General features: G+C 65.6%; 19 protein-coding genes and 1 pseudogene. 7 read left to right on the forward strand and 13 right to left on the reverse strand.

Annotated features, from left to right (window positions below):
* Positions 1-224 precede the first annotated feature (224 nt).
* Complete coding sequence (locus B7X30_RS13115) at positions 225-1166, reverse strand: alpha/beta hydrolase (RefSeq protein ID WP_286731100.1); 942 nt, start codon at positions 1164-1166, stop codon at positions 225-227.
* 290 nt (positions 1167-1456) lie between these two features.
* Between B7X30_RS13115 and dnaX the strand changes: the two genes are divergently transcribed.
* From dnaX to B7X30_RS13135, 4 genes are all read left to right on the forward strand, one after another.
* Positions 1457-3295 (forward strand): DNA polymerase III subunit gamma/tau, encoded by a 1839-nt coding sequence (dnaX, locus tag B7X30_RS13120; RefSeq protein ID WP_286731101.1) that lies wholly within the window; start codon positions 1457-1459, stop codon positions 3293-3295.
* A gap of 59 nt (positions 3296-3354) precedes the next feature.
* Positions 3355-3684: a YbaB/EbfC family nucleoid-associated protein gene (locus B7X30_RS13125; protein ID WP_156052979.1), complete on the forward strand. Its 330-nt coding sequence runs from the start codon at positions 3355-3357 to the stop codon at positions 3682-3684.
* A gap of 51 nt (positions 3685-3735) precedes the next feature.
* A complete protein-coding gene (gene recR, locus B7X30_RS13130) occupies positions 3736-4347 on the forward strand; it encodes a recombination mediator RecR (protein ID WP_013106233.1) in 612 nt (203 codons plus the stop codon).
* Between the two features lie 84 nt (positions 4348-4431).
* Entirely contained in the window at positions 4432-5532 is a 1101-nt protein-coding gene (locus B7X30_RS13135) for an NHL repeat-containing protein (protein WP_286731105.1), read from the forward strand.
* A 20-nt stretch (positions 5533-5552) separates the two neighbouring features.
* On the opposite strand, the gene queF is transcribed toward B7X30_RS13135, so the two are convergent.
* From queF to B7X30_RS13160, 5 genes are all read right to left on the reverse strand, one after another.
* Positions 5553-5972, reverse strand: a complete 420-nt coding sequence (gene queF / locus B7X30_RS13140; RefSeq protein ID WP_013123453.1) for a preQ(1) synthase — start codon at positions 5970-5972, stop codon at positions 5553-5555.
* Positions 5973-6001: 29 nt separating this feature from the next.
* Positions 6002-6634: an RnfABCDGE type electron transport complex subunit B gene (locus B7X30_RS13145; RefSeq protein ID WP_286731108.1), complete on the reverse strand. Its 633-nt coding sequence runs from the start codon at positions 6632-6634 to the stop codon at positions 6002-6004.
* Positions 6635-6646: 12 nt separating this feature from the next.
* Positions 6647-7939 (reverse strand): polyhydroxyalkanoate depolymerase, encoded by a 1293-nt coding sequence (locus B7X30_RS13150; RefSeq protein WP_286731110.1) that lies wholly within the window; start codon positions 7937-7939, stop codon positions 6647-6649.
* A 224-nt stretch (positions 7940-8163) separates the two neighbouring features.
* The gene (locus B7X30_RS13155) at positions 8164-8865 is read right to left on the reverse strand and encodes a hypothetical protein (protein WP_286731112.1); all 702 of its coding nucleotides are present in this window, start codon (positions 8863-8865) and stop codon (positions 8164-8166) included.
* A gap of 217 nt (positions 8866-9082) precedes the next feature.
* Positions 9083-10288 (reverse strand): amino acid aminotransferase, encoded by a 1206-nt coding sequence (locus B7X30_RS13160; protein WP_286731113.1) that lies wholly within the window; start codon positions 10286-10288, stop codon positions 9083-9085.
* A 145-nt stretch (positions 10289-10433) separates the two neighbouring features.
* Here B7X30_RS13160 and uvrB point away from each other — a divergent pair, with 145 nt between their 5' ends.
* The 3 genes from uvrB to B7X30_RS13175 are packed head-to-tail and all read left to right on the forward strand — an operon-like array spanning position 10434 to position 14406.
* The gene (gene uvrB, locus B7X30_RS13165) at positions 10434-12527 is read left to right on the forward strand and encodes an excinuclease ABC subunit UvrB (RefSeq protein WP_286731115.1); all 2094 of its coding nucleotides are present in this window, start codon (positions 10434-10436) and stop codon (positions 12525-12527) included.
* Between the two features lie 45 nt (positions 12528-12572).
* Positions 12573-13814, forward strand: a complete 1242-nt coding sequence (locus B7X30_RS13170) for a PQQ-dependent sugar dehydrogenase (RefSeq protein ID WP_286731117.1) — start codon at positions 12573-12575, stop codon at positions 13812-13814.
* A gap of 49 nt (positions 13815-13863) precedes the next feature.
* On the forward strand, positions 13864-14406 hold the full coding sequence (locus B7X30_RS13175; RefSeq protein ID WP_286731119.1) for a Uma2 family endonuclease: 543 nt from the start codon (positions 13864-13866) through the stop codon (positions 14404-14406).
* On the opposite strand, the gene B7X30_RS13180 is transcribed toward B7X30_RS13175, so the two are convergent.
* From B7X30_RS13180 to B7X30_RS13205, 7 genes and pseudogenes are all read right to left on the reverse strand, one after another.
* Positions 14384-15724, reverse strand: coding sequence for a sensor histidine kinase (locus B7X30_RS13180; protein ID WP_286731120.1), 1341 nt, complete (start codon positions 15722-15724; stop codon positions 14384-14386). The two genes, B7X30_RS13175 and B7X30_RS13180, sit on opposite strands and share 23 nt — an antisense overlap.
* The gene (locus B7X30_RS13185) at positions 15721-16398 is read right to left on the reverse strand and encodes a response regulator transcription factor (RefSeq protein WP_013123445.1); all 678 of its coding nucleotides are present in this window, start codon (positions 16396-16398) and stop codon (positions 15721-15723) included. The genes B7X30_RS13180 and B7X30_RS13185 overlap by 4 nt, the downstream gene beginning before the upstream one ends.
* Before the next feature lie 3 nt (positions 16399-16401).
* Entirely contained in the window at positions 16402-17214 is an 813-nt protein-coding gene (locus tag B7X30_RS15815; RefSeq protein WP_502694444.1) for an efflux RND transporter permease subunit, read from the reverse strand.
* Positions 17097-19487 (reverse strand): annotated as a pseudogene (locus tag B7X30_RS13190) (efflux RND transporter permease subunit); the annotation flags it as partial. The gene B7X30_RS15815 and the pseudogene B7X30_RS13190, both read right to left, overlap by 118 nt.
* Positions 19484-20554: an efflux RND transporter periplasmic adaptor subunit gene (locus B7X30_RS13195; protein WP_286731122.1), complete on the reverse strand. Its 1071-nt coding sequence runs from the start codon at positions 20552-20554 to the stop codon at positions 19484-19486. The pseudogene B7X30_RS13190 and the gene B7X30_RS13195, both read right to left, overlap by 4 nt.
* Positions 20551-21945 (reverse strand): TolC family protein, encoded by a 1395-nt coding sequence (locus tag B7X30_RS13200; RefSeq protein WP_286731123.1) that lies wholly within the window; start codon positions 21943-21945, stop codon positions 20551-20553. The genes B7X30_RS13195 and B7X30_RS13200 overlap by 4 nt, the downstream gene beginning before the upstream one ends.
* 29 nt (positions 21946-21974) lie before the next feature.
* The coding region (locus B7X30_RS13205; RefSeq protein ID WP_286731126.1) for a phosphatase PAP2 family protein at positions 21975-22402 on the reverse strand (428 nt) is incomplete at its 5' end.

The raw sequence follows: 22402 nt of genomic DNA on the forward strand, positions 1-22402 counted from the left end.
GGCTGCGAATTGGCCGGTGCGGTGGTGCCGGGCGGGGGTATTGCGGTGAAGATCATCGGCAAGCTCACTGAATAGCGGGGCGGCCAGGCTGAGCGCGGCAGCGAGCTTGGGCTGCGGGTCGCGAGGACTCGGGTGAGGGTGGGCATGAGCGGTCTCCCAACCGCCCGCGGGTGCGGATGGAAGACAACTTTGGGTGCTCCGCCAGCACGGCGCAAGGCCGTCGATCAGGGGGTGGCTTGGGTGGCCGCAAGAGCTGCCGTGCTCGGCTGGGGCGCGTGGTGCACGAAATCCACCACGTCGTCGAGCACGGGCGACATCCAGCGCAGCGGGGTGGCGAAGGAGCCGATGAGGGTTTCGTGGTTGACGCCTGGGTAGAGGTCGAGCGTGACCTGGGCGCCGCCGGCCTTCAGGGCCTGGGCGAGTTGCACGGTGTTGCGCTGCGGGTTGACGAGGCTGTCGATGCGCGCTGCGCCGAGGAAGGTGCGCGGCACGCGGGCGTCGTGAACGTAGTCGATGGGCATGCAGCTGGCGGGGTAGTCGGGGAAGTGGAAAACCGGCTGGACTTCTCGGTCGGTGATGGGCAGAAAGTCGTAGGGCCCAGCCAGACCGATCCACCCGGCCAGATCGGCGCGGCGCAGCCCGACGGCGTGCAGCCAGCGCGGGTCGAGCGCCAGCATGGCGGCGTTGTAGGCCCCGGCGCTGTGGCCCATGAGGTAGATCTGGTGCGGGTTACCGCCCCACTGGGCGATGTGCTGCGCCGTCCAGGCGACGGCACGGGCGTTGTCGCGCAGGAAGTCGGGGTAGCGCACTTCGGGATAGAGGCGGTAGTCGGCAATGACGGTGACGATGCCGCGTGCGGCCAGCGCCTCGCCGACGAAACGGTACATGGCGCGGTTGCCGCTGGTCCAGCTGCCGCCGTAGAAAAACACCACCACCGGGGCACCGCCGGGCGGGGGCTTTCGCAGCGTGGCGACGTTGGGCCGGTAGATGTCCAGCGCTTCGCGCGGGGCGGAACCGTAGGCGATGCCGCCGCTGAAGGTGTAGGTGTCGGTCGGGGTGAGCCGGTTGATCAGGGTGACCGGCGAACAGGCGACCATGAGCGGGGCGAGGCAGGCCAGGGCGAGACGCTGGCAGAGTCGGGTCAGGGTCGGCAAGGAAGGGCGCATGGGGCGTGGAGCAAGGTGTCAGCGGGCGGCAGGTCTGCTTGGATTGGGGTTTGTTCTCTCTACGGCGCCACGACGGTTTTGGATTCAGCCAGAGGGGATGATGCAGGCTCCCAGGAGCCTGTCGGACTTGGGAATCGCGGGCTGCAAAAAGGCTGTACGGCGTCCTGCGGCAGCGGCTTCTTGCTCCATAGCTTCGGCTATGGAGCGGCAAATCCGCCGCCACAGGCCATCCCTACACCCTTTTTTCGCTCTACGCGACCCAAGCCCGGCAGGCTCCTAGAATCCGGCCCATGACTTCCGTCGCGCTGGCGCGCAAGTGGCGCCCTAAATCATTCGCCTCCCTCGTGGGACAAGACCATGTGGTGCGGGCGCTCACCCATGCGCTCGACCACGACCGTCTGCATCACGCCTATTTGTTTACCGGCACGCGCGGGGTGGGCAAGACCACGGTGTCGCGCATTCTGGCCAAGGCGCTCAATTGCACCGGGCCGGATGGGCAGGGCGGCGTCACCAGCCAGCCGTGCGGCGTGTGCCCGGCCTGCACCGAGATCGACGCCGGGCGTTTTGTCGATTACATCGAGCTCGACGCCGCCTCCAATCGCGGCGTCGAAGACATGACCACGCTGCTGGAGCAGGCGGTCTACAAGCCCACGGCGGGGCGCTTCAAGGTGTACATGATCGACGAGGTGCACATGCTCTCGAACCACGCCTTCAACGCCATGCTGAAGACGCTGGAAGAGCCGCCCGATTATGTGAAGTTCGTGCTCGCCACCACCGACCCGCAGAAGGTGCCGGTGACCGTGCTGTCGCGCTGCCTGCAGTTCAACCTCAAGCAGATGATGCCGGGCGCCATCGTCGGCCATTTGCAGCAGGTGCTGCAGGCCGAGAACGTGCCGGCAGACGACGCCGCGCTGCGGCTCATCGCCCGCGCCGCGCACGGTTCGATGCGCGATGCGCTCTCGCTCACCGACCAGGCGCTGGCCTACTGCGCCGGGCGGGTGGAGACCGAGGCGGTGCAGCAGATGCTGGGCACGGTCGATCGCAGCGATCTGCTACTTATTTTGCAGGCGCTGGCCTCGCAGGACGGTGTGGCGCTCATCCATCAGGCCGATGCGCTGGAAGCGCGCGGTCTGTCTTTCGGCGCGGCGCTGGAAGAGCTGGCCGCGCTGCTGCAAACCATCGCCCTGCTGCAACTCGTGCCGCAGGCCGCCGATGCCGACGACCCGCACCATGAAGCGCTGGTCGCCCTGGCCGCGCAACTCAGCCCGGAGCTGGTGCAACTGGCCTACACGACGGTGCTGCATGGCCGCAACGAGCTGTCGCTCGCCCCGGACGACCGTACCGGTTTCACCATGACCCTGCTGCGCCTGCTGGCCTTCGCCCCGGTCATCGCGGGCAGCGTGCCCAGCTTACCGCCAGGCGGGCTGGCGCTGCCCAAGGCGGCGGCCCCGGCTTCGCCACCGTCACAGTCGGCCGCGGCGCAGGTCGCAGCACAGCGCGAGCAACCGGCCACCAAATCCGCGCCCCCGGTGCAAACCGCAGCCAAGGCCATGCCGCGTACCGCAGCGACCTTGAGCGCCCCATTGGCGCCCGCCGCCCCCGTGCTCGCCGCGGAGGAAGCGCCCGCGACAAGCTATGCGGCTAAGCCCGAACCGCAAACCCCGCCGCAGCCCACGCCACCCCGCCCCGCCGACATCAAGCCGCCCCTGCAGATCACGCCCCACATCGCGTCTGATACCGACTGGCCCACGCTGGTGCAGCGGCTCGACGTGCCCGCGGGCCTGCCGCGCGCGCTGGCGCAGCAAAGCGAACTGGTGGCCATGCAAGGCATGGATTGGCTGCTGCGCGTGCCCAACGAGCAGCTCACCCGCGCCGGGTCGCTCGACAAGCTGCAGACCGCCGTGCGTCTGGCCTTGGGGCAAGACATCGTGCTGCGCGCCGAGGCCGGCGAAGTGACCGACAGCGTGATGCAGCGCGACGCGCGCGCCAAGGCCCAGGCGCAGGCCGATGCCGAAGCCGCGATACGCAACGATCCGCTGGTGCAGCAGCTCATGCAAGATCTGGGCGCGCAAATCGTGCCCGGCAGCCTCAAACCCATGCCCCCGTCAGCGCAGCCGACATCCGCCTGACCGACAATGCCGCGTTGCTGCACGCGCGGCGATTTCATTTCTCAATCGAAGGACACCCCATGTTCAACAAAGGACAACTTTCCGGCCTGATGAAGCAGGCGCAGCAGATGCAAGACAACCTCAAGCGCGTCCAGGACGAGCTTGGCCAGATCGAGGTCGAAGGCCAGTCTGGCGCGGGCTTGGTGAAGGTGACGATGACCTGCAAATACGGCGTCAAGCGCGTGAACATCGACCCCAGCCTGGTGGCCGAAGACCGCGACATGCTCGAAGACCTGGTGGCCGCCGCCTTCAACGACGCGGTGCGCAAGGCCGAGGCCACATCGCAGGAAAAAATGAGCGCCGCCACCGCGGGCATGCCCCTGCCGCCCGGCATGAAACTGCCGTTCTGAGCGACGGGCGAAGTTGAACTGAAGTGGCCCCGAACTTGACCTCGACACGTCATGCATGAGGCCGCGCCCGGCCACGTGCCCGCGCTCGACGCGCTGATCGACGCCCTGCGGCATTTGCCCGGCGTCGGGCCGAAGTCGGCGTCGCGCATGGCCTATCACCTGCTCGAACACGACCGCGAGGCCGCGCAGCACATCGCCCGCGCGCTCGACGCGGCGCTGGGCGCGGTGCAACGCTGCGCGCGCTGCAACACCCTCACCGAAGACGCGGTCTGCAGCATCTGCGCCGACCCCAGACGCGATGCCCGCCAGCTTTGCGTGGTGGAAAGCCCCGCTGATCTCGCCGCGGTAGAGCAGACGCTCACCTACCACGGCCTGTACTTCGTGCTCATGGGCCGCATCAGCCCGCTCGATGGCTTGGGGCCGAAGGAAATCGGCCTCGACCGGCTGATGACCCGCGCGCTCGACGGCGCGGTGGAAGAGGTGATTCTGGCGACCAACTTCACCAACGAAGGCGAGGCGACGGCGCACGTCATCGCCGAAACCCTGCGTCCGCGCGGCCTGCGCGTTACCCGCCTGGCGCGCGGCGTGCCCGCCGGGGCCGAGTTGGAGTATGTCGATCTCGGCACCATCGCCCGCGCACTGGTCGACCGGCGCGGCACTTGAGTGGCACGCCTGCAAGTAAAAATCTGCTGACATAAGCTTGAGCCTGAACCGCGCAACCGTCGCGGGCACTTTCCCTGAACTCTCATGCAGCGACGACACTTCATTCAATCGGCCGGAGCCCTGGCGCTGGGCACGGCCTTGTCCCCTTTGATCAGCCAAACCGCTTTTGCTGCGCCGCAGGCCGCAGGCACGCTGGAGGTCTTTGCAGGCGCCATCGGCCCTGGCATGTACAACGGCGGCGACTTCGCCCAGGCGCGGTTTCACGATCCGCGCGGCATGGCGCTGGACGCGCAGGGCAACATCTTTGTGGCCGACTACGTCAACAGCGTGGTGCGCAAGCTGGGCACTGACGGCCAGGTCAGCATTGTCGCCGGGCAGGTGGAGCAGCGCGACGCCCGCAACGGCCCGGCGCTGCAGGCGCGGTTTTATTCGCCTGAATGCGTGGCGGTGGCCACCGATGGCACGCTGTTTGTGAGCGATTCCGGCAGCAATACCGTGCGCCGCATCAGCCGAGATGGCAGGGTGAGCACCCTGGCGGGCAAGCTGGAGGTCGAAGGCTTTGCCGATGGGCCGGGCCAGCAGGCGCGATTTAATCACCCCGTCGGGCTGGGCGTGAACGCACAGGGCGTGGTGTATGTGGCCGATGCCTACAACAGCACGGTGCGCAGCATCAGCGCGCAAGGGGTGGTCAGCACCCTGGCCGGTTCACCCGGCGATACCGGCTGGCGCGATGGGCGGGGAGCGCAGGCACGTTTCAACACCCCGGTCGGGCTGACGCTGGACGCGCAAGGGCAGATTTACGTGAGCGAATACTTCAACAATGTCATTCGCAAAATCACGCCCGATGGCACGGTAACGACCTTTGCAGGCAAACCCGGCAAGGGCGGTTTTGCCGATGGCAAGGTGGAGGAGGCGCTATTTTTGCACCCACAAACCCTGTCGTTCGCGCCCGATGGCAGCCTGATCGTGGCCGATACCGGCAATAACCGGGTACGCCGTATATCGCCGCAAGGCGAAGTTTCCACCCTGGCCGGAACCGGCGCGGGCGAGAAGGTGACCACGGGCGCCTTGCCCGCCGAGTTGCATCTGCCCTATGGGGTTCTCGCCTTGGCCGATGGCTCGGTGCTGGTGACCGGGCTGAACGCCATTTTGCGCATTCAGCCGTCAAAACTGCTCAAGGCTTGAGCAAGTTTCGTTAAGTCGCCTCAATTCGCTGCGGGTTCGGCGGCGTCGAACTGCGTCAGATCGACGCGTGGCGTTGGCTTCCACCCACGCTTGCGGTGCTCGACCACCACATTGGTGTAAATGCCGCCGCGCACATACCAGCGCGCCGTCACGCGCAGGAAGCGTGGCGACATGGCCTTTACCAGATCGTCGAGGATGGCGTTGGTGACCTTTTCGTGAAAGGCGCCTTCGTCGCGATAGCTCCACATATAGAGCTTGAGGCTTTTAAGCTCGACGCACTTCTTGTCGGGAATGAAGTCGATGTCGAATCGTGCGAAATCCGGTTGCCCTGTGAGCGGGCAAAGGCAGGTGAATTCAGGCACCTGCATGTGGATGTGATAGTCGCGCTCAGGGGCGGGGTTCGGGAAGGTTTGTAGCGATTTACTGGGTTTTGTGGTCATTTTCTTGCGATTTGGCTGAAATTCAGAATTCAAGGAGCACTGCGCTGGCGCTGCCGGGCGCGCTCCAGAGCCGCTTGCAGCAGGGCGGTCTTGTGGTCTGCCGCAGGAGCCGGTGTGGCGGGTGGCTCAGTCTGCGCCAGTGGGCGGGGGTGACGTTCGAGGTGGCGAGCATAGCGCTGGCGGGCTTCGTCGGCCTGCGCCGGGCTCCAGGCATTCCAGCCGCTGCGGGTGGCCAGAGCGGGGTCGGTCAGCGCTTCCATGCGGATGCAATCGACCGGGCAGGGCGGCAGGCACAGGGCGCAGCCGGTGCACCAGTCGTCGATGACGGTGTGCATGCGTTTGGAAACACCGGCGATCGCGTCCACCGGGCAGGCTTGAATGCACAAGGTGCAGCCGATGCACAGGGCCGGGTCGATCACGGCGCGCTCGCGCGGGCCTTCCGTTCCGCAGGATGGGTCGAGCGCGGTGGCCGGGCGCTGCAGCAGATGAGCGAGTTTTTCAAGGCCCTGCGCGCCGCCGGGCGGGCAGCGGTTGATGTCGGCCTGGCCTTCGGCGATGGCCTGCGCGTAGGCGGCACAGTCGGGGTAGCCGCAGCGGGTGCACTGCGTTTGCGGCAGCAGGGCGTCGATTTGCGCGGCCAGGGCGGCGGTCGCAACGGGCATGAGTCAACAGGTTCAGGCGGAGGCGCGGGATCGCGTCGGTTTGCGCGGCGGATCGCCCGCAGCCCCTTGAGGATGCGCGGCGATGAAGTCGCGCACCACCGAATAGACCTTTTCGCGCCAGCGCCGTCCCGCAAAAATGCCGTAATGCCCCGCGCCTTCGGCCACGTAATGCTGACGGCTGACCGAAGCGATGCCAGTGCACAGGTCGTGCGCCGCCTCGGTCTGCCCCGCGCCGGAAATGTCGTCAAGCTCGCCTTCGATGGTGAGCAGCGCCGTGCGGTGGATGTCTTGCGGGCGCACCGTCTCGCCTTCTACCGTCCAGGTGCCGTTGACCAGTCCGAAGTCCTGGAACACCAGCTTGATGGTGTCGAGGTAGTAATCGGCGTCCATGTCGAGCACGGCGTTGTACTCGTCGTAAAAACGGCGATGCGACTCGGCATCATCGTTGTCACCGCGGATCAGGTCGAGAAAGTAGTCGTAGTGCGAGGTGAGGTGGCGGTCGGGGTTCATCGCCACGAAACCGCTGTGCTGCAAAAAGCCGGGATAGACGCGCCGACCCGCGCCGGGGTAGTTGGCGGGCACGCGGTAGATCACATTGTTCTCGAACCACTCATAGCTCTTGTTCATCGCCAGGTTGTTCACCGCCGTGGGCGACTTGCGCGCGTCGATGGGGCCGCCCATCATGATCATGCTGCGCGGCGCGATCTCGTCCGCACTGGCCATGAGCGAAATGGCGCCCAGCACTGGCACCGTGGGCTGGCAGACGGACATCACATGCACATCGGGGCCGATGGCAGCAATGAACTCGCGGATGTAAGCCACGTAGTCGTCCAGGCTGAAACGGCCCTGCTCGGTGGGCACCATGCGGGCGTCGGTCCAGTCGGTGATGAACACCTTGTGATCTTGCAGCATGGTTTTCACCGTGTCGCGCAACAAGGTGGAATGATGGCCCGACAGCGGCGCCACGATGAGCACGGTCGGATCATCCTTGAGTTTGCCCAGCAGGCTGACGTCGTCAGAAAACCGCTTGAACCGCAGCAGACGACAGAAAGGCTTTTCCAGCACGACCCGTTGCTGCACTGCGACAGTCTTGCCCTCGATCTGCACGCTATTGATGCCGAACTCGGGTTTTTCGTAGTCTTTGAGCAACCGGTGCATCAGGTCGTAGCTGGCCGAGACACGCTGGGTGACGTTGTGCGGCACCGCAGGCCACACCGGATTGGCGTAAAACTTGGCGGCAGCCTCGGCAAAATCAGCCAGCGGCCGCATCAGCGAGCGCTGGGTTTCATACAGGTCATACACCATGATGGACTCCGACCTTTTCTTGTTGCGATGCACAAATTTTACTCGCGCGCTACCCCGTCTTCTTGGCGGAAAAGAGCAAACAGCGTGCGCTGCAAACCGAAACAAGTGCTACGAGGCCAGACCTGACCACGTGCTGCAAAGTTTCAGCAGCCTGCTCCTACTAAAACTAAAGCCGGAAATCAGCGGCGCGCGTAGCGCGTCCGCTGGATTGATTTGTTAGGCCACTACTTGCGGAGTGGTTTTTCTGTGTGCTCACGAATAAGCCTGCTCGGCGGCGGGGTTGGCTCTGGCTTGTGGGAGGGCGGTGGTTGCGCGGGCGGAGGCGGCTTGGGCGGCTGTTCTTGCTGTGTCATTATATGATCTCCCTGGACGATTTGAATTTTTTGCACGTTATCTTGCTGGCGCGACGTAACGTAGAGGTAAAACGGAGATGTAATACCTAGAAAAACGATGGATGAGATGAGAAACGCATTTGCCTTAAACAGAAACACAGACTTGGCGTCATTTACGACTGCGTTTATCTTCGCGTTTTTGGAGAATTCGAGCTCTACATAGGTTGCCAACTTAGATTGCGCACTTACTTCAGCAGCATCGTCGCTAGCGTTAGCCGATTTGTAGTATTCGCAGAGCTCCACCTGATAGGTATGAAGGTCCTCCGCGAAAGGCATGGCTGAGTATGTGTGCCCCCAGTAGGTGCGGATGAGAAAGTAAGCCGTTGCTACAAGTGAAATAGCAACGACGCATAAGAAGGCCAAAAGAATTTTATCTGCGGTGGCGACCCTGAAAGTCGCTGACTTGTACATTACGATGGCGGCACCAAAGAGCACCGCCATGAGGCCCGCGGGAAAACTGAGACTCCGGTTCAGTTGGTCGCGCCTCTCCATCTCATGGAAGTAGAGGTCTTTGTAAAGGCTATAAGTATCCATTCAAAGGCCTAACTCGTTGTAGGGCGGCAGGCTCTTGTCTCCCTAACACGGCAGCAAGGGAGTTTTTTAACGGCGCTTGAACGCTGGCGTTTTGTCATAGCACTAATCTTATGATCAGTGCTAACGGGGCCAGAAATTCCAGCACGCCAGAGCTCAAGTCCATCCGATTGTTGGATCAGGGTCGCGAGCTGAGAGGTGCGCGCTACTTTCGTTTCCCTTACTGCATCACTGCCGCGATGGACTTGGCGACGTAGTCCACGTTGTGCAGATTGATCGCGGCTACGCAGATGCGGCCGGTGGAGACGCCGTACACGCCGAATTCGGTGCGCAGGCGCTCCATCTGGGCGGCGGAAAGCCCTGAGTAGCTGAACATGCCTTTCTGGCGCGTGATGTAGGACAGGTCGCCCTTCACGCCGGCGGCGGCGAGTTTTTCCACCAGGGTGCTGCGCATGGCGCGGATGCGCTCGCGCATGCCGGCAAGCTCTTGCTCCCACTGGGCGCGCAGTTCGGGCGAGCCCAGCACGGTGGCGACGATCTGGGCGCCGTGGGTGGGCGGGTTGGAGTAGTTGCTGCGGATGACGCGCTTGATCTGCGACAGCACGCGGCCGGCTTCTTCTTTGCTGGCGCACACCACGCTGAGCGCCCCGACGCGCTCGCCGTAGAGCGAGAAGCTCTTGGAGAATGAGGTGGCGACGAAAAAGTCGAGCCCGGCGGCGAGGAATTGCTGGATGACCGCGCCGTCTTCGGCAATGCCTTCGCCGAAGCCCTGATAGGCCATGTCGAGGAAGGGCACGAGCTTGCGCGTCTTGAGGGCGGCAATCACCTGTTCCCACTGCGCCGGGCTGATGTCGTAGCCGGTGGGGTTGTGGCAGCAGGCGTGCAGCACGACGATGGTGCCCGCGGCGGCGGCGTTGAGCGCGGCGAGCATGGCGTCGAAGTTCACGCCCTGCTTGGCGGCGTCGTAGTAGGGATAGGTGCCCACGTTGAAGCCTGCGGCTTCGAAGAGCGCGCGGTGGTTTTCCCAGCTGGGGTCGGAGATCAGCACTTGCGCGTTGGGGTTGAGGCGCTTGAGGAAGTCGGCGCCCACTTTCAGCCCGCCGGTGCCGCCCAGGCCTTGCACCGTGGCGATGCGGCCGGAGGTCACGGCCTCGTGGTCGGCGCCGAACACCAGTCCCTGCACCGCTTTGTCGTAGGCGGCGATGCCGTCGATGGGCAGATAGCCGCGCGGCTTGGGCGCCTGCATGAGTTGCGCTTCGCCCGCTTTCACGCAGGCCAGCAGCGGCAGCTTGCCGTCGGCGTCGGTATAGACGCCGATGCCCAGGTTGACCTTGTTGGGGTTGGGGTCAGCAGCAAATTGTTCGTTCAGGCCGAGGATGGGATCGCGCGGGGCCATTTCCACGCGGGAAAAAAGCGACTGGGTCATGGGAGATGGGAGGTGAGGTGACGGGAAAACCGGGCTTGCGGGACAATGAGTGCCGCAAAAAACCGCAATTTTACGCCCCGCGTCGCCCTTTGAAGGCGCGCTGTGACGCCGTGCAGACGGCATTTCCGATTCCCACCTTCCGCCCATGTCCGCACCGCAACCCGTTCCCTCGCTCGACCCGGACAAGTTCGTCAGCTATCCCGACTCGCCCTTCCGCCTGTATCAGCCCTACCCGCCGGCGGGTGACCAGCCCACCGCGATTGCGCAATTGGCCGAGGGGCTGGGCGACGGTTTGAGCTACCAGACTCTGCTGGGCGTGACCGGCTCGGGCAAGACCTACACCATGGCCAATGTGATCGCCCGTATGGGGCGCCCGGCCATTGTGTTTGCGCCCAACAAAACGCTGGCCGCGCAGCTCTACAGCGAATTCCGCGAGTTTTTTCCAAAGAACGCGGTGGAATACTTCGTCAGCTATTACGACTACTACCAGCCCGAGGCCTATGTGCCGCAGCGCGATCTGTTCATCGAGAAAGACAGCGCGATCAACGAGCACATCGAGCAGATGCGCCTGTCGGCCACCAAAAGTCTGCTGGAGCGACGCGACGTGGTGATTGTGGCGAGCGTGAGCGCGATTTACGGCATCGGCAATCCGTCGGACTATCACGCCATGATTCTCACGGTGCGCACCGGCGACCGCATGGGCCAGCGCGACGTGATCGCACAACTGGTGCGCATGCAGTACCAGCGCAACGAGGTCGATTTCACCCGCGGCACCTTCCGCGTGCGCGGTGACCGCATCGACGTCTTTCCGGCCGAGCACGCCGAGCTGGCGGTGCGCATCGAACTGTTCGACGACGAGATCGAGTCGCTCTCCCTGTTCGACCCGCTCACCGGCGTGGTGCGGCAGAAGATTCCGCGCTTCACCATCTACCCCAGTTCGCATTACGTCACCCCGCGAGAAAAGGTGCTTGAAGCGGTGGAGGGCATCAAGCAGGAGCTGCGCGAGCGGGTGAAGGAACTCACCGGCATGGGCAAGCTGGTGGAGGCGCAGCGGCTGGAGCAGCGCACCCGCTTCGACCTGGAAATGCTCACCGAGATCGGCCATTGCAAGGGCATCGAAAACTACTCGCGCCATCTCTCGGGTGCCGCGCCGGGCGAGCCGCCGCCTACCTTGGTGGACTATCTGCCGCCAGATGCGCTGATGTTTCTCGACGAGAGCCATGTGCTCATCGGCCAGTTCAACGGCATGTACAACGGCGACCGCGCGCGCAAGCAAACCCTGGTGGACTACGGCTTTCGGCTGCCTTCGGCGCTGGACAACCGGCCGCTCAAGTTTGCCGAATTCGAGCGCAAGATGCGGCAGACCGTGTTTGTCTCCGCCACCCCGGCAGACTATGAAAGCCAGCACGCGGATCAGGTGGTGGAGCAGGTAGTGCGGCCCACCGGGCTGGTGGACCCGCTCATCGAGGTGCGCCCGGCCAGCAGCCAGGTGGACGACGTGCTGGGCGAAATTCGCCTGCGGGTAAACAAAGGCGAGCGCGTGCTGATCACGACGCTCACCAAGCGCATGGCCGAGCAGCTCACCGACTATCTCGACGAAAACGGCGTGAAGGTGCGCTATCTGCACTCCGACATCGACACGGTCGAACGGGTGGAAATTCTGCGCGACCTGCGGCTGGGCGTCTTCGACGTGCTGGTGGGCATCAACCTGCTGCGCGAGGGGCTGGACATTCCCGAGGTGTCGCTGGTGGCCATTCTGGATGCGGACAAGGAGGGCTTTCTGCGCTCCACCCGTTCGCTCATTCAGACCATCGGCCGCGCGGCGCGCAATGTTAGCGGCATGGCCATTTTGTACGGCGACCGCATTACCGACTCCATGCGTCGCGCCATCGACGAAACCGAGCGCCGCCGCGCCAAGCAGATTGCGTTCAACACCGAACATGGCATCACGCCCACCGCGCTCAATAAATCGGTGCGCGATCTGATCGACGGCGTGGTGCAGACGCCGGGCAAGGGCTTGCGCGCGGGCAGCGTGGAGCGTGAAATTGCGGAACTGCAGATCGACAACGCGCAGGACGTGGCGCGTGAGATCAAGCGTCTGGAAAAGCGCATGATCGAGCACGCCCGCAATCTCGAATTCGAGCAGGCCGCAAGGGTGCGCGACCAGCTCGGGCTGCTGCGGCAGCGGGTGTTCGGCGGCGGCGACGACCACGACACCGACGCCCAGCAAAGCGCCTGAATCTGTTTTTGCTTCGCATCCCATCGCTGTCCCAGGAGGCTGACCATGCAAACGCCATCGCATCCGACTTTGCCCACCCGCCGCCACACCCTGCGCTGGCTGGGCGCAGGGCTGGGCAGCACCGTGCTGGGCGCTTGCGGCGGCGGGGCGGTGCTGGTGTGGGGCGAAACCCCGGCCTCGGCGGCGTCCAGTCCGTTGCCGGGCGCTACGCAACCCGCCGTCAAAGCGGCGGCGGTGATTGTGGCCAGCGGTCTGTCGCGGCCGTGGGCGCTGACCTTTCTGCCCGATGGCCGCATGCTGGTGACCGAGCGCACCGGCGCGCTGCGCATCGTCGGTCTGGACGGCAAGGCGGCAGCGCCGATTGCCGGTGTGCCCGCGGTGGATGCGCGCGGGCAGGGCGGCTTGCTCGACGTGGCGCTCGATCCCGCCTTTGCGGCGAATCGTCGCGTGTATCTGAGCTATGCCGAAGCGGGTACGGGAGCCGAGGCCGGGCGTAACGGCACCGCAGTGGCGCGCGGGGTGCTCTCAAACGACGGCACGCGGCTGAGCGACGTGCAGGTGATCTTCCGCCAGACGCCCAAAATCGACAGCACGGCGCATTTCGGCTCACGATTGGTGTTCGCGCCAGACGGCACCCTGTTTATCACCCTGGGAGACCGCTTCAGCCAGCGCGACGCGGCGCAGGATTTGTCCAACACTCTGGGCAAGGTGGTGCGCATTCACCCGGATGGCAGCGTGCCGAAAGACAACCCTTTCGTCGGCCGTGCCGGGGTGCGCGAGGAGATCTGGAGCTACGGCCACCGTAATGTGCAGGGCGCGGCGATCCATCCGGTGACGGGCGAGTTGTGGACGAGCGAGCACGGCCCGCAGGGTGGTGACGAAGTCAACATCACCCGCGCTGGGCGCAACTACGGCTGGCCGAAAATTTCCTACGGCTGCGAATATGGCGCCCCTGTGGGCAACTGCCCGCCCGTGGGCGGCGCCACCAGCGCGCCCGGTATGGAGCAGCCGGTGACCTATTGGGTGCCCACATCCATCGCGCCCTGCGGCATGGCGTTCTACACCGCCAGCGTGTTCCCGCAATGGCGCGGCAATCTGTTCGTCGGCGCGCTGGCCGGGCAGGCGCTGTGGCGGCTGCAACTCGACGGCAACAAGGTGGTCGCGCGCGAGGCGCTGCTGGCTGATCTGGGCGAGCGCATCCGCGATGTGCGCCAGGGGCCGGATGGCGCGATCTACCTGATTTCAGACGGAGCGACGGCCAAGATTTACCGGCTGCAGCCGATGTGAAAGCGGCTTTGAAGCGGGTTTAAGATTGCATTCACCCTAGGAGCGAACCATGTCCCGAGCCTACGCATTCGACCCGCCGCACTACACCTACGACGACTACAAACTATGGGAAGGGCGCTGGGAGCTGATCGGCGGCACGGCCTACGCCATGTCGCCAGCGCCGTCGCTTGCGCACCAGGAGGTGAGCAACAAGATCGCCTGGCTGCTGGAAACCGCGTTGGAGCATTGCGCCGATTGCCGCGCGCTGCTTCCCGTGGACTGGCGCATCAGCGACGATACCGTGGTGCAGCCGGACAATCTGGTGATCTGCCATCCGGTCGAGGGCGCCTACATCACTCGCGCGCCGGAACTGGTGTTTGAAATTCTCTCCAAGTCCACCGCGAGCAAAGACCAGCACGCCAAGTTCACTATCTACGAGACCGAGGGCGTGCGGTACTACGTCCTGGTGAATGTGGATGATCGTGTCTGCAAGGTCTTTCACCTGCAGCAGGGGCGCTACATCAAGCTGGCGGACGTGGCGGACGAAACCCTGGAATTCGATCTCGGCAAGTGCCGCATCGCCTTCGATTTCAGCCGGATCTGGCCGAAGTGAGGCGCTGGCTGTAGCGCAGGATCAGTCCGCCTTCTGCGGCGTTGCGCAGCGTCACCTCGCCACCCAGGCGCAGCGCAATCTGGCGGATGATGGACAGGCCCAGCCCGCTGCCTTCGCTCTGCGCGCCCGGCAGGCGTACGAAGGGGTCGAACACCCGCTGCAACTGCTCGGGCGCAATGCCGGGGCCGCTGTCCTGCACTTCGATGACCGCGTGGTCGCCCTCGGCCCGCACCCGCAGATCGACCCGTCCGCCTTCCGGGGTGTAGCGCAGCGCGTTGTCCACCGCGTTGCGCAGCAGGGTGTAGAGCTGGGCGGGATCGGTGTCGATCTCCACCTTCTCGGCGCGGTCGATGCCCAGGTCGATGCCGCGGCTCTCGGCCAGCGGCAGCAAATCGGTGATCACTTCGCGCATCACCCCGCTCGGATCGAGCGTCTGCCGCAGCGTCGTCTGCTCGCCTTGTGAACGGGCGAGGCTGAGCAACTGTTCCACCACGGTGCGGGCGCGGCGCAGGCCGTCTTGCAGCGCGCCGATGCGCTGCCGCGCCTGCGGTTCAAGCTGCAGCGGTTTGAGGTTGTCCACCTGCATGCTGAGCACGGCGATGGGCGTGCGCAGTTCGTGCGCGGCGTCGGCGACGAAGCGGCGCTGCTGTTCCATCGAGGCATTCAAACGTTGCAGCAGGCGGTTGATGGAGTGCACGAAGGGCAGGATTTCCTGCGGCACATCGGTTTGCGGCAGGGGCTGCAGATCGGCTTCGCTGCGCGCGTCCACGCCCTGCGCCATTTGCCGCAGCGGCCGCAGCGCCCGCTGCACCACCCAAGCAGACAGCAGGGCCAGCAGCGGAATGAGCGCCAGCAGCGGAAACAGGGTGCGCTGCGCGCTGTCGATGGCGGCGTCGCTGCGCACATCGGTGCGCTGCGCCACGGCGATGCGGCCTTTGTCGCCCTGCTGCACGAACACGCGCCAGGCATGGTCGCCGCTTTGCACCACATGCATGCCGTCGCTCAGGTCTTTGGAGAGCTGCAGGCCGTGCGCACCCACGGGTGCTCCGAGCTTCTGCACCACGATGCGGGCGTCTTTATCGACATCGGCCCCGGCGGGGTTGAGCGCGCTGTCAGGAAGATGGCCCCAGCGGTGCACCAGGCTGGCGATCTGGCGCAGTTGCGCGTCCTGCAGTTCGTTGGCTTCCTGATAGCCGAAAAAGTACGACAGCGCCGCCGTGCCCAGACCGACGACGACCACGCTCACCGTCATCCACAGCCACAGCCGACGCAGCAGCGATTGCGCGCCCCAATGGCGCAGTGCGGCCAGGGGATTCATGGCGCCTTGTCCGTATCGCCGCGCGGCGCTAGCCAGCCCACCCCGCGCACGTTTTTGATGACATCCGGCGCGAGTTTTTTGCGCAGGCTGTGGATGAGAAACTCCACCGCGTTGCTTTCCACCTCTTCGTTCCAGCCGTAAATGCGGTCTTCGAGTTCGCTGCGCGACAGAATGGCGCCGGGGCGCAGCAATAGCGCGTGGAGCAGGGCGTATTCGCGCGCGGTCAGACGCTGCGTCTGCCCCTGAAACCGCACCTCGCGGGAAACGGGGTCGAGTTCGAGCACACCGTTGGACAGCACCGGCTGCGCCTGCCCGCCCTGGCGCCGCGCCACCGCGCGGATGCGCGCCAGCAGCTCGGCGCTCTCGAAGGGTTTGACCAGATAGTCGTCTGCGCCCAGGTCGAGGCCGCGCACCCGGTCTTCGAGCGCGTCGCGCGCGGTGAGAATGAGGATGGGCAGGTTGCTGCCCGACTGCCGCAGTGCCTGCAGCACCGACAGACCGTCGCGTTTGGGCAGGCCCAGATCGAGCAGCATCAGCTCGTATTCGCCGCCTTGCGCCGCGCTCAGCGCCGACGCGCCGTCGAGTACCCAGTCCACCGCGTGGGTGGCGTCGCGCAGGGCTTCGCGCGTGGCGGCGCCCAGCATGTGATCGTCTTCAACTAGGAGAATGCGCATGGTTCACTCGGTAGGGGGAGAGACTGCAGACAGTGGCAGATTGTCGTCGGCCTCGGCGTCGTCCAGCCGGCCTCGCATCAGTTTGAACAGCACCGGCATGACCAGCAGCACCAGCGGCATCTGTACCGCCAGCCCTGCGATGATGGCCACGGCCAGCGGCTGTTGCATGGCCGAACCTTGCCCCAGCGCGAGGGCCAGCGGCGCAAGCGTCAGCATGGCCGCTAGTGTGGTCATGGCGATCGGGCGCATGCGGTTCTGCCCGGCGGCCACCAGCGCCGCGTCCAGGCCCTGCTCAGGGTGCTCGTGCAGCAAAGACTGCACTTCGCTGAAGTAGAAAATCGCGACCTCGGTGACGATGCCCACGATCATGGTCATGCCCATCATCGCCGAGATGTTGAGCTCGATGCCTGCCGCCCACAGGCCGATGAACACCGCAGGCAGCGCGAGCAGCGGCATGGCCAGGATGCTGATCGCCACCTTGAAGCGCTCGTACAAAAAAAGCAGCAGCAAAAACACCAGCAGCACCGCCGCGCCGAGCACGCTGACCAGGCCTTGAAACGCGATTTGCTGCTGCTTGTACAGCCCGCCGAGCTGGGCATAGACGCCGGGCGGAAAGTAGCCGGGCGCGTCGATGATTTTTTTGACCGCGCGGTGACCGCGGCCATCGCCTTGAGGTTTTCGCGGTGGATTTCCGGCTGGCCGGTGAGCACCTTGAGGCTGGCGATGCGACCCAGGGTGAACACATGGCCGTCGGGTGCGCGCAGCGGCAGGCGGGCGATGTCGTCGGTCGTTTGCCGCAGCGTCAGCGGCGTCCACAGCCGCACACCGACCATCTTCGGGCCTTGCTGGATTTGCGTCACCACACTGCCGCCGATCAAGGTTTGCAGCTGCTGCTGCACCTGCTGCGGATCGACGCCTTCGAGCGCCGCGCGGGTGGGATCGATATGGATGTCGAGCGCGTCGCCCGCGGGCTTGATGCCGCTGCGCACATCGACGATGCCGGCAATCTTGCCAATGGCTGCCGCCGTACGGTGCGCAAGCTCGGCGAGCTGCTGCGGGTTGTCGTCGAAGATTTTGATCTCCACGGGCTGCGGCACGGCGGTGAGGTCGCCGATCAGATCTTCCATCAACTGCGCCAGTTCGATTTTCACGCCGGGCACCTGGGTTTCGATGCGCTGGCGCACATCCTCCATCACCACGTCGATCGACTTGCGCGGCGGGGGTTTGAGACGCACGAAAAAGTCGCCTTCGTTGGCTTCGGTCACGCCGCCGCCGAGCTGCGCCCCGGTGCGGCGCGACCAGGTTTGCACCTCGGGCGTGGTGCGCAGAATCTGTTCCACTTGCGAGAGGATGCGGTCGGTCTCGGTCAGCGAGGTGCCGGGCGGGGTGCGGTAGTCGAGAATAAAACCGCCTTCGTCCATATGCGGCATGAAGCCGCTGCCCACTTGCCCGTAAGCCAACCAGCCCGCGAGCAGCAGCGGCGCCAGTCCCAGCGCGGCCAGCCACGGGCGGCGCAGGCTGGCGCCCAGCACCCGCGCATAGCCGCGTTGCACGGCAGAGAGCCAGCGGCCGTTTTCACGCTGCGCTTCACGCGCGATGTCCTTGGGCGAGAGCAGCTTGTCGGCCAGCAGCGGCACGGCCAGCCAGGCGACGAAAAAGGAGATGACCAGGGCGGCGGCCATGGTCAGCGACAGCGCCTTGAAAAAAGCACCGGTGACGCCGGAGAGGAAGGCCAGCGGCAGGAAGATGACCACGGTGGACGCACTCGACCCGGCCAGCGGCCGCAAATACTCCATCGCCGCATGCAGGATGCCGCTGTGCCGCGCTTGCGCTTCGCCGCGATGACGTGCTTCGCTCAACCGCCGCACGATGTGCTCGCTCATCACGATGGCATCGTCGATCACCAGGCCCACAGCGGCCGCCATGCCGCCTAGGGTCATGATGTTGAAACTCATCCCCAGGGCGTAGAGCAGCACCACGGTGGCGGCCAGCACGGCGGGCACGGTGATCATGGCGATGAGGGTGATTTTCAGACTGCGCAAAAACAGCAGCAGCACCAGCCCGGCCAGCGCCACGCCGATCAGAATGGCGTCGCGCACGCTGGCCGCGCTGTCCACCACCAGGGTGCTCTGGTCGTACCAACTGGCCAGATGCGCGCCGGGCGGCAGCGGGGTTTTGGCGAGCAGTTCGCGCACATGGCGGGCGATCTGCACGGTGTTGCCGCCGGGCTGCTGGTAGATGTTGAGCAGCACGGCGTCCTGCCCGTTCGCGGTGATGCGCACCCATTTGGGCACGGTGCTGCGCGAGATGTGCGCCACGTCTTTGAGCCGAATGACGCCGTCCGGCCCGACCCGCAGCACGATGTCGCCGATCTGCGCGGCATCATGCAGGCGCGAGTCGGCCAGGGCGAGCAGGAGCTTGTAGCGGTCTTGCAGATGACCCACGGCCTGCACGCCGTTGGCGGCGCTGACGGCGTTGCTCACATCCTGCAGCGCCAGCCCCAGCGCCTGCAGCTTCAGCGGGTCGAGAGTGACGTGATATTCCTCCTGCGCACCCCCCTGAATCTGCACCCGCGCCACCCCGCCGATGCTGGACAGCAGCGGTCGCAACTGGAATTCGGCCAGGTCGTAGAGCTGAGTTGGGGTGAGCGTTTTGGAGGTCAGGCTGTAGGCGATGACCGGGTCGACCGTGGGGTCCATGCGCTTGCTCGACACCTGGGTGCCGGGCGGCAGTTGCGGCAGCATCTGCGTGACCGCTTCGTTGACCTGTACCGCGGCCAGCGCCATGGGCGTGCCCCAGTCGAAGCTCACCGAAATATCGGCGGTGCCGCGGCTGGTGGTCGAGCGCACATCCACCACGCCGGGCACGCGGCGTACCGCCTGCTCCAGCGGCTGCGTGACTTGCAACATCATCTGGCTGGCAGGGCGGTCGCCCGCATCGGCGCTGACCACCACGCGGGGGAAGTCCACATTGGGAAACAGCCCCACCGGCAGCTTGAACGCGGCAAACACTCCGCCGACCGCCAGCAGCGCGAGCAAAAACAAGACAGAGCGTCGATGGCGTTGCAGCCAGACCGAGGCGCCGCTCATCGCTGGGCTCCCATCACGCGCAGCGCCATGCCGGGGCGAAGTTCATAGTTGCCGGCGACGACCAGCGGCATGGCCGGATTCAAAGCGCCGGTGATGCCGGTTTGCAGGCCGCTTTCAATGGCGATCTGCACGGGGATGCGTAGCGCCTTGCCGTGGTCGTCCTGAAACACGAAGGCGCCGCGTTCGTCCTGCAGCACGGCGTCGCGCGGCACCACCCAGCCGCGCCAGCGGCCGAGCACCATGTCGGCCTGCACGCTGGCTCCAGCCGGAGGAAGACCGGCCTGAGCAGACAGGGCGATCTGCACATCCAGGCGCTGGGTCTTGGGGTTGATGGCCGCGCCAACGCTGCGGATGGTGCCCTGCCAGTGCTGCGCCGGGTCGAATACCGAGGTCAGCCGCACGGCTTGGCCGGGCTGCAGGCGCGACGCGTCTTCCGGCGGCACACCAGCCAGCGCTTGCAGGCTACCGCTGCGCCCGAGCTGCAGCAACGGGCTGCCTGCCGAGAGCAGATCACCCGGCGCGGCGCTTACCGCCAGCACGATGCCGTCTTGCGGCGCCAGCACCCGCGTTGCCGCCTGTCCCGCGCCTTGTTGCTGCAGGCTGTGCAGTTGCGCCTGCGCGTCGGTCAGGGCCTTGCGAGCCGCATCGACCTGCGCCTGCGTCGCGAGTTGTTGCGCCTTGAGCGCGGTCATGCGGCCCAGCTCGTCCTGCGCAAAAGAAACGGCGGTCTGCGCCTGGCTGTAGGCCAGCGCGGTGCTGGCGTCGCTGTGCAGCGTGGCCAGCACCGCGCCCTTGCGCACGGCCTGGCCGACATGCACGTCCACGGTTTGCACCTGCATGGCATGCTGGAAGGTGATGGCCTGAGTCTGGCTGGCAGGCACCTGCACCACGGCGTAGGCGCGCAGGGTATGCAGCAGCTCGCCGCGTTGCAGCGGCGCGGTCTGTACCTGTGCGGAGATGGGGCTGTCTGCAGCGAACGCACGCGGCAGGCTGCCGAGGGTCAGGAAAAGCGAGGGCAGACTCAGCGCGGCGAGAAGGGCGAGGCGGGCACGAGTGGGCAGGGTCATAGCGGTGCGGCGTTGGATTTGGACGGGGTAACTAGGGCGGCGGTCTGACGGTAGGGGCCAAGACCGGTGAGCAGTTGCAAGGCCAGAATTTGCTCGGCGCGCTGTTGCGCGTTGGCCTGCAGCGCCAGGCGCTGGTCGAGCAGGGCGGTGCGCTGGTTGATGAATTCCAGCAGGCTCATGCCGCCCTGCTGCAGCGCCTGCTGTGCGGCGGCATCGGCCGATTCCAGCGCGGGCAGGGCGTCCTGCAGAGTCTGACGCTGCTGCTGCAGGAGCGCGATGTCGGCCTGCGCCTGCCGTACATCGGCGTCAGCCTGATCGAGCCGGGCCTGATAGTCGGCCAGCAGTTGCGCGCGGGTGGCGCGCTGCGTGGCGATCACGCCCTGATTGCGGTTGAACAGCGGCAGGCTGATGCTCACGCCGAAGCCCACGGTGTTCACCCCGGCGGTATCGCGCGCGCGGGTGAAGCCCAGATTGAAGGCCGGAAACTGCCCGAGCACGGCTTGCCAGACCTTCTGCTCCTGCGCGGCATAGCCAGCCTGCAGCGCCATCAGATCGGGGCGGATGCGCGGCAGTTGCTCGAGCGCTGCGGCCACCTGCGCGGCGGTGGGTGCGGCTTGTTCAGAGGGCGCGGCCAGTGGCAGCGGTACATCCGCCTGCAGCCCGAGCAGGGCATGGAGCTGCGATTGCAGACCGAGCTGCTGGCGTTCGATCTGTTGGATGGTTTGCGTCAGGGCTTGCAGCGGGACGAGCTGGGCGTCCACGTCGAGCCGGGTGACATTGCCCTGCGCCAGCGCGGCCTGGCTGCGCTGCAGGCGCTGCGTGAACAAGGCGCGTTCCTGCTCCAGCAGTTTCAGCCGCGCCGCGTTGCCGGTGATCTGGGTGTAGAGCAGGCGGGCTTGCGCCACGGTCTGCCATTCGGCCCACAGCACTTGCAGGTTGACCTGGGTTGCGGCGTGCTGTGCGGCGCTTTGCGCGGCGTGGTGGGTGATGAGCGCGGCAATGTCGTAAGACAGCCCGAGGTTGTATGCCGAAGTCGTTGCTCCCGCACTGTTGCCGGGGAAGTCTTGCGACAGGCCGAGTTGCGGATCGGGCAGCAGCCCGGCGTCGAAGGCTTGCGCGCGGGCCACGCCCAACCGGGCGCGCTCGGCCTTGAGCTGCGGGTTGTTGAGCACGGCGAGGATGGCCAGCCCGGTGGCGTCCAGCGGCTTGGCGGTATCGAAGTTGTAGCGGGTCAGCGCGCGCAGCGCGATTTTGCTGCGCGCCACATCCAGGCGGTTCACCGATGCGGCCAGATCGGCGGAAGTCGGCAGCGGCTCGGGGTGATAGCTGGCGCAACCGCCTAGAAGCAGAGCGGCGAGCAAAACGCTGCGGGATAAATGGGGAACCGTCATGGCAGTGGGCTGTGGGGTGACAATTTGCTTCATCGTAAAACCCAGCCTTGACGAATGGCCGGTGCGAACAGTTTGCGATAGAGGCCCGTGAGCAAGGGCATGGCGGGCTCCAGCAGACGATGTCGCGCCAGATGGACGACGAGCGCGGCCAACAATCCCACCAGAGCGGCGCCCGCCATGTCCAGCGGCCAATGCACGCCGAGATACACCCGCGCCCAGGCTACAGGCAGGCCCAGCAGTGCCAGCAGCAGACCGGCCCGGCGCCATGTCGGCGTGAGGAGCAGGCTCGCCGCGACCGAAGCGATCACGGTGAGGTGATCGCTGGGAAAGCTGCTGTCGGGCGCATGCGCCAGCAGCGCAGGGCCGAGGCCGATGGCGAAGGGGCGCGGCTCGAACACCGCCAGCCCGATGAGTTGATTGATGCCCAGCGCCACGAGGGCCGCCACCGCGGCTTGCA

Source organism: Thiomonas sp. 13-64-67 (assembly GCF_002282795.1).
In the GTDB taxonomy this organism is placed as follows: Bacteria; Pseudomonadota; Gammaproteobacteria; order Burkholderiales; family Burkholderiaceae_C; genus Thiomonas; species Thiomonas arsenitoxydans.

Bases quoted from the DNA above. Each gene is read 5' to 3' on its own strand.
- B7X30_RS13150 (WP_286731110.1), bottom strand. From the start codon at position 7,939: ATGGTGTATGACCTGTATGAAACCCAGCGCTCGCTGATGCGGCCGCTG.
- recR (WP_013106233.1), top strand. From the start codon at position 3,736: ATGCATGAGGCCGCGCCCGGCCACGTGCCCGCGCTCGACGCGCTGATC.
- B7X30_RS13155 (WP_286731112.1), bottom strand. From the start codon at position 8,865: ATGGATACTTATAGCCTTTACAAAGACCTCTACTTCCATGAGATGGAG.
- queF (WP_013123453.1), bottom strand. From the start codon at position 5,972: ATGACCACAAAACCCAGTAAATCGCTACAAACCTTCCCGAACCCCGCC.
- B7X30_RS13170 (WP_286731117.1), top strand. From the start codon at position 12,573: ATGCAAACGCCATCGCATCCGACTTTGCCCACCCGCCGCCACACCCTG.
- B7X30_RS13125 (WP_156052979.1), top strand. From the start codon at position 3,355: ATGTTCAACAAAGGACAACTTTCCGGCCTGATGAAGCAGGCGCAGCAG.
- B7X30_RS13135 (WP_286731105.1), top strand. From the start codon at position 4,432: ATGCAGCGACGACACTTCATTCAATCGGCCGGAGCCCTGGCGCTGGGC.
- B7X30_RS13180 (WP_286731120.1), bottom strand. From the start codon at position 15,724: ATGAATCCCCTGGCCGCACTGCGCCATTGGGGCGCGCAATCGCTGCTG.
- B7X30_RS13175 (WP_286731119.1), top strand. From the start codon at position 13,864: ATGTCCCGAGCCTACGCATTCGACCCGCCGCACTACACCTACGACGAC.
- dnaX (WP_286731101.1), top strand. From the start codon at position 1,457: ATGACTTCCGTCGCGCTGGCGCGCAAGTGGCGCCCTAAATCATTCGCC.
- B7X30_RS13115 (WP_286731100.1), bottom strand. From the start codon at position 1,166: ATGCGCCCTTCCTTGCCGACCCTGACCCGACTCTGCCAGCGTCTCGCC.
- B7X30_RS13145 (WP_286731108.1), bottom strand. From the start codon at position 6,634: ATGCCCGTTGCGACCGCCGCCCTGGCCGCGCAAATCGACGCCCTGCTG.
- B7X30_RS13160 (WP_286731113.1), bottom strand. From the start codon at position 10,288: ATGACCCAGTCGCTTTTTTCCCGCGTGGAAATGGCCCCGCGCGATCCC.
- B7X30_RS13185 (WP_013123445.1), bottom strand. From the start codon at position 16,398: ATGCGCATTCTCCTAGTTGAAGACGATCACATGCTGGGCGCCGCCACG.
- B7X30_RS13200 (WP_286731123.1), bottom strand. From the start codon at position 21,945: ATGACGGTTCCCCATTTATCCCGCAGCGTTTTGCTCGCCGCTCTGCTT.
- uvrB (WP_286731115.1), top strand. From the start codon at position 10,434: ATGTCCGCACCGCAACCCGTTCCCTCGCTCGACCCGGACAAGTTCGTC.
- B7X30_RS13195 (WP_286731122.1), bottom strand. From the start codon at position 20,554: ATGACCCTGCCCACTCGTGCCCGCCTCGCCCTTCTCGCCGCGCTGAGT.